This is a genomic window from Rhodococcus sp. FH8, assembly GCF_019266085.1.
GTDB lineage: Bacteria > Actinomycetota > Actinomycetes > Mycobacteriales > Mycobacteriaceae > Rhodococcus_F > Rhodococcus_F qingshengii.
Genome location: NZ_LPNQ01000006.1, coordinates 1 through 1131, shown reverse-complemented (window position 1 = coordinate 1131; position 1131 = coordinate 1). Strand labels below are relative to the sequence as shown.

Below are 1131 nucleotides of genomic sequence, written 5' to 3'. Positions count from 1 at the left end.
CACCGAGCAGAACCGGGAACTTCTCGGCGACTCCGCGTGCGTTGAGTTCCTGGAGGTTTTCCTTCATCACGACAGTGGACTTCACGAGCAGTCCGGACATGCCGATCACGTCGGCTTTCTTGTCCAACGCGACGTCGAGAATGGTCGCGATCGGCTGCTTGATGCCGAGGTTCACGACGTCGTAACCGTTGTTGCTCAAGATGATGTCGACAAGGTTCTTGCCGATATCGTGGACGTCGCCCTTGACGGTCGCGATCACGATGCGACCCTTGCCGTCCTCGTCGCTCGCCTCCATGTGCGGCTCGAGGAACGCAACTGCTGCCTTCATGACCTCGGCGGACTGCAGAACGAACGGCAACTGCATCTGTCCGGAGCCGAACAGTTCACCGACGGTCTTCATGCCCGAAAGCAGTGTCTCGTTGATGATTTCGATCGGGGACTTGATCGTCATCGCTTCGGTGAGGTCGTCGTCGAGGCCGTTGCGCTCGCCGTCGACGATGCGGCGTTCGAGCCGGTCGAACAACGGAAGTCCGGCGAGTTCCTGCGCACGGGACTCGCGCGCCGACGCAGCCGAGACACCCTCGAACAGAGCCATCAGCTTCTGCAGCGGGTCGTAGCCCTCGCTACGACGGTCGTAGACGAGGTCGAGTGCGGTTTCACGCTGCTCGTCCGGAATTCGCGCCATCGGCAAAATCTTGGACGCATGAACGATCGCCGTGTCCAGACCGGCCTCGGTGCACTCGTGCAGGAACACCGAGTTGAGGACCTGACGTGCCGCCGGGTTCAAACCGAACGAAATGTTCGAGATACCCAGGGTGAAGTGCAGTTCCGGGTACGCAGCCTTGAGCTGACGGATGGCTTCGATGGTCTCGATGCCGTCGCGTCGCACCTCTTCCTGACCGGTGGAGATGGGGAAGGTCAAGGCGTCGACGATGATGTCGGACTCGGCGAGTCCCCAGTTTCCCTTGATGTCCTCGATCAGACGCTTGGCGATGGCGACCTTCGTCTCGGCGGTGCGAGCCTGGCCCTCTTCGTCGATGGTCAGGGCGACGACCGCCGCGCCGTGCTCCTTGACCAACGTCATGATCTTGTGAAAACGCGATTCGGGGCCGGCGCCGTCCTCGTAGTTGA

The 1131-nt window shown here is 61.3% G+C and carries 1 protein-coding gene; it reads right to left on the bottom strand.

All coding sequences use genetic code 11. The annotated features are described in order from the left end of the window. Positions 1-1131 (bottom strand): dihydropteroate synthase (locus ATN38_RS00035; protein ID WP_218747373.1); only part of this gene is annotated, 1131 nt, incomplete at both ends.